The organism is Polaromonas sp. P3_C2, assembly GCF_056402675.1.
This window is the reverse complement of sequence record NZ_JBFUGX010000262.1, coordinates 1-5,560: the sequence shown is the minus strand read 5'-3', so window position 1 is coordinate 5,560 and position 5,560 is coordinate 1. Positions and strand designations below refer to the sequence as shown.

The window sequence follows — 5,560 nt, the reverse complement described above, 5'->3', positions numbered from 1 at the left end:
TTTGCAGGGCAAGTTGTCGCTGCAAACCGGTCTGAGCGTTTTGTCGCTGGCCATCCTCGCGGGTGCTGCTACCTTTGCCCTATTGTGCGCAGCTGGCCTGGCCAAGCTGCAGGTGGAAGACAGTAAGCAGCGTCAGGCTGTTGCTGAAACCCAGCGACAGGAAGCGAAAGGGCAAGAGCAGGACGCCAAGCGCGTCAACGACGCCAACCAGGCCGCCATTTTGCGGTTGATGAACGAGTTGCAGACAGTGGCTGAAGGTGACTTGACGCAGGAAGCGACTGTGACCGAGGACATTACCGGCGCTATCGCCGACTCGGTGAACTACACGGTGGAAGAGTTGCGGCAGCTGGTGGGTAACGTACAGAACACGGCGACCCGCGTTGCGCAAACGACGGCCCAGGTGGAAAGTACCTCTACCGAACTGCTGGCAGCGTCCACTGAGCAGCTGCGCGAGATTCGTGAAACCGGCCAGTCAGTGCTTGACATGGCATCCCGAATTAACGAGGTGTCCACACAGGCGCAGGAATCTTCCCAGGTGGCGCGCCAATCGCTGACCGCCGCCGAATCCGGCCTGCAGGCTGTGCAGAACGCCATCGGCGGTATGAACTCCATCCGCGACCAGATTCAGGAAACCTCCAAGCGGATCAAGCGACTTGGTGAGTCCTCGCAGGAGATTGGTGAAATTACCGAACTGATTTCAGACATTACCGAACAGACCAACGTGCTGGCACTGAACGCCGCCATTCAAGCCGCKTCGGCCGGTGAAGCCGGACGAGGCTTCTCCGTGGTTGCGGAAGAGGTGCAGCGACTGGCTGAACGTTCCGCAGATGCTACGCGCCAGATTTCGGCCCTGGTGAAAGCAATTCAGACCGACACGCAGGATGCCGTGGCCGCTATGGAACGCTCCACGCAGGGTGTGGTTGAAGGGGCCAAGCTGTCCGATAACGCGGGTACCGCGCTGACCGAGATTGACCAGGTGTCACGCCGGCTTGCTGACCTGATTGAGCAAATTTCAAACTCCGCCTCCCGCGAAGCCGCATCGGCGAACGTGGTGGCCGGCAATATTCAGCACATTTTCGCGGTGACGGAGCAAACGGGAGAAGGTACCCGTTCCACGGCACAGCAGGTGCGAGACCTTTCCCGCATGGCCGAAGAGCTTCGCCAGTCGGTGTCCCGATTCAAGATCGCCTGATGCCAGCTTGTCGTGCGCTGAACGCAGCTTTCGCCCTTGACACCGATTCCTGAACCGGCCCGTTATCTATGCAATCCAACGTCCCGAACTCAACAGCTGCCGAGCTCGACCTCGCTGTCAATGACCTGGGCCCCCTGGCCTGGGTACTTGACGAACTTCGCAAGTCGCTGGACGGTGCTGCCAAAGCGCTGAAGCGTTTTGTGCGGGACGCAGAAGCCGCGCGTGGGTCCGATCTTGCGGCGCTTGACGCCAGCCAGTTGCGCATCGCACGGCAGCAACTGCATCAGGCCGTGGGCGCGCTTGAAATGGTGGGCCTTGCGGGGCCAGCCTTGGTGTTGCGGGCGATGGAAGCTGCGGTACAGAAATTTGTGCAGCAACCTGAGCAATGCAGCCAGGACGCTGCCGGAAAAATCGAACGCGCCAGTTTTGCGCTGACCGAGTATCTTGAAGGTGTGCTGGCCGACAAGCCCGTGTCACCCGTTTCGCTTTTCCCCCAATACCGTGATGTGCAGGAATTGGTGCGGGCCGACCGCATTCATCCGGCTGACTTGTGGCCGCTTGAGTGGCGCTGGCTGGAGCCGGAACTGGCGACGACAGCGGAGCCCCGCAATTACGATGATGGTGCTCGCGCTGTCATGGATCAATCGGTGCTTCAAATCATGAAGGGTAAGGCACCGCAGGCAGCCAAAAAAATGAAGGAGCTCAGCCTCGGATTTGCGGCCAGACAGGCGGACCGCCAACCCAGGATATTCTGGAAGATCGCGGCGGCCTATTTCGAAGCGGTCGCGCATGAGTTGCTCGGGTCGGACATCTATGTACGGCGAGCTGCATCGCGAATCCTGATGCAGTATGCCTCGCTTGCCAAGGGTGATACGGGGGTATCGGATCGGCTGGCGCAGGATTTGCTCTTCTTCTGTTCACAGGCTGTTTCTCCTCGCGCCAGCGACACGCCTGCACTTTCGGCAATCCGGTCAGCCTACGGTCTCAACCGATTCAAACCGGTGGACTATGAGCTCGTTCAATTCGGGCGTTTTGATCCGGCTCTGCTCGCCCAGGCCCGCAAGCGCATCACGTCTGCGAAAGAAACCTGGTCGTCGCTTTCCGCCGGGGACGCCAATAAATTCAAGTCCGTGACGGACCAGTTCAGCCTCGTCACGGATTCTCTGCTCAAGCTTCATCCGCCCAGCGAACCACTCGCGCAGGCGCTGACTCGCGCCGTGGATACGACGGTCCGGTCTGGTCAGGCCCCTGGAATAGAACTGGCCATGGAAGTGGCCACCTCGGTGCTTTACCTTGAAGCCGCTTTTGATGACCTGGATCCCAACGATCCCCAGCTGGCTGTGAGAACCGCCAATCTTGCTGAACGGCTGGAAGGCGTCCGTGCAGGCGGCGAGCCACAGCCTCTGGAAGGCTGGATGGAAGAGCTGTACCGCCGGGTCAGCGACAAGCAGACCATGGGCAGCGTAGTCGGTGAGTTGCGTGTGTCGCTGGGTGAGCTTGAAAAATCACTTGATGTGTTTTTCCGCAACCCGCAGGACAAAGTCGCGCTTCAATCCGTGCCCGGCCAGCTTTCACAAATGCGTGGCGTGCTGTCGGTACTAGGGCTTGATCAGGCCTCGCACGCCGTGCTGCGCATGCGGGACAGCGTTGAGCAGATGCTGGTCACTGAAATTGATGAACAGCGCGCGCGTGCAGCGGGAACATTCGAGCACCTCGGGAACAACCTTGGCGCCTTGAGTTTCCTCATCGATATGTTGAATTACCAGCCGGCGCTGGCGAAAAAACTGTTTGTGTTTGACGCGGAAAAAGGCGAGCTCAAGCCTTTGATGGGCCGGACCCAGAACGCCGGTAGTGCGGCGACCTCTGTCACGGTCAACAATGATGTGCTGTCACAGGAAGTGATTTCTGTTGTGCAGGATGCGGGTCTTGGCGAAACGGACCACAACCTCACGCTCAAACTTGACACGCTGGCCACGCATGCGGCGCTGGCCGAACAACCTGCGCTTGCGCAAAGTGCGCGCGAAGCCGCCGTCGCAGTTTCCGGAAGCAACGCGAGTGTTGCTGCGGAGGCGCTGACGACCTTGGCATTTGCCGTAACGCCGGTGCAGGCGGCGCCTGAGAGCCCGGCCGCGTCGGATGATTTTGAAGAAGACGACCTCCGTGACATCTTTCTTGAGGAGGCACGCGAAGTTGTCGGCAACGGCCAGCAAGCTTTGGCTGCACTGGTCAATGATCCGGCCGATGTATCTCAACTCACGGTTTTGCGGCGTGCTTTTCATACGCTCAAGGGCAGCTCCCGCATGGTGGGACTCAACGAGTTCGGCGAGGCGGCGTGGTCGCTTGAGCAGATGCTCAATAGCTGGCTGGCCGACCAGAAGGTTGCCACGGATGAGTTCCGGGCTTTATCGCTGGAAGCCATGGGCGGTTTTGCAAAGTGGATTGAAGACATTGCGGGAAATCGCGATGGATCGTGGTCGGCGTCTACCTTCCGAGCCAGTGCCGATGCGATGCGCACGGAGGGCCGTTACAGCCCCCTGGTGACTGCCGTAGTCGATGCTGCCGAGGTTCCTGTGGCCGCCGTGGCGGCAGCAATGCCAACAGCGCTGGCACCTGAGCTGGAGCTGGATTCAGGTGTTCCCGAAACCGTGGGTGCTGAACCTGTTGCCGACCCGGCCGTCGTGACGGATCTGGATTTTGACCTCATGTTTGAGTCGGAAGGTGCAGCTGCGACCGCGAGCCCTGCGGAGCCTGCAGGTCCGTCTGTGGCAGAAATTGAAGGCATTGATTTCGGCAGTTTGTCCGCAGTTTCTGCGACGGCTGATACAACACCAGCGTCAACGCCGCCCGCTTCGGCGGAGCCGTTCGCATCCCTGGAAATAAATGCAACAGAACCGATCGAACTGTCGGACGCGGATTTCGACAAGCACTTTCAAACCGAGGCCGTGGCGGCTGAACAGCCAACGCCTGTGGTCTTTGATTTCACCCCTGAGGGGCACAAACAATTGCCGGCAGCGGCCGAAGGCGCCGGTCTGGCMGGGCAACCGCAACACTTGCAGGCTGCCGAAGTTCTGAAGACGGATGATGCGGTCGATGCAGCTRACAGTGTGCTGCCATTGGATGGCAATGGTGACGAACAGGTCAAGGTCATCGGTGCCTTGCGCATTGGAATTCCGCTTTACAACGTCTACCTGAATGAAGCAGATGAATGGTCACGCCGGCTTGTGACTGAGGTGGCCGAATGGGCGCTCGAGCTGAACCAACCGGTCAGTGACTCTACCGTCGCCCTGGCCCATTCCCTCGCGGGAAGTTCCGCGACTGTCGGGTTCCATGCCCTGTCCGGAATGGCTCGGGCGCTTGAACAGGCTTTGCAGCAATCCAGCGTTCACCACAGCAATGGCGCCGCCAGGTATGGGCAGGTATTTGTTGATGCAGCGGAAGACATCCGCCGGCTTCTGCACCAGTTTGCCGCGGGTTTTCTCAAGGAGGCGGATGCAACCATCCTTGACAGGCTGAAGCAACTCGATTTCTCTGATTCGGTTTTGCCACCGGGTAACGATTTTTCCGACTTCGACTTCTCCCCCGAATCGGTGGAGGTGGAAACGGTCTCTGTAGAGCCGGTGCGCTCACTGGAACCAGAGCCAGAAGTGACGCCGGCTCAGGTAATTGAAATGCCTGTCCCCGCTCAGGTCACGCCGGTGCCTCCACCTGCTGCTGTCGTCTCTCCGCCTGCCCGGCTGGTAGCGACCGTGGCTGCACCAGTGAACTCGAACTTCGAGGAAGACGAGGACGACGAAATCGATGCGGTCGATGCGATTGATCCCGACCTGTTTCCGATTTTTGAAGAAGAAGCTGCAGAACTCATGCCCCAGCTGGGGGGCGCACTGCGGCAGTGGTCTTCACGTCCTGATAACCAGGGCGCACGCATGGAAGTCCTCCGTGCACTTCACACGCTCAAAGGCAGCGCCCGGCTGGCAGGTGCATTGCGGTTAGGCGAAATGGCTCACCGGATTGAGTCCGAAATCGAACATCTCGGCTCTGATGCGGCTTCAACCCAGGAATTCGAACCCCTGATGACGCGTTTTGACGCCATGGAAGCTACATTTGAGGCCTTGCGCCGTGCTGATGCGGCTRCTGCGGCTGCACCCGTCACGCTTGCACCTATTGCACCTATTGCGCCTATCGCGACCGTTGAGCCCATACTGAAGTCGACCACGCAGGACAAGCCCGCTCCAATTGTGGATGCGCAGGAAACTCCAGCCGAGAGCGCCGCTCCGGTTGCCGCCGGTGCGGGCCGCAAGCTCACGGTGCCGGCGCCGCAGACCATGGCCATGCAGCCGTTGCGACAGGCGGCCAACGCCTCGATCCGCG

General features: G+C 59.8%; 3 protein-coding genes. 2 read left to right on the top strand and 1 reads right to left on the bottom strand.

What is annotated here, in order from left to right; genetic code table 11:
* Window positions 1-1,192: methyl-accepting chemotaxis protein (locus AC1DWI_RS12330; RefSeq protein ID WP_477724923.1), on the top strand; the 1,192-nt coding region annotated here is incomplete at its 5' end.
* 89 nt (window positions 1,193-1,281) lie between these two features.
* Here the strand turns inward: AC1DWI_RS12330 and AC1DWI_RS12325 are convergent.
* Window positions 1,282-1,569 (bottom strand): hypothetical protein, encoded by a 288-nt coding sequence (locus AC1DWI_RS12325; RefSeq protein WP_477724922.1) that lies wholly within the window; start codon window positions 1,567-1,569, stop codon window positions 1,282-1,284.
* 75 nt (window positions 1,570-1,644) lie between these two features.
* On the opposite strand from AC1DWI_RS12325, the gene AC1DWI_RS12320 reads away from it, so the two are divergent.
* Window positions 1,645-5,560: Hpt domain-containing protein (locus AC1DWI_RS12320; protein WP_477724921.1), on the top strand; the 3,916-nt coding region annotated here is incomplete at its 3' end.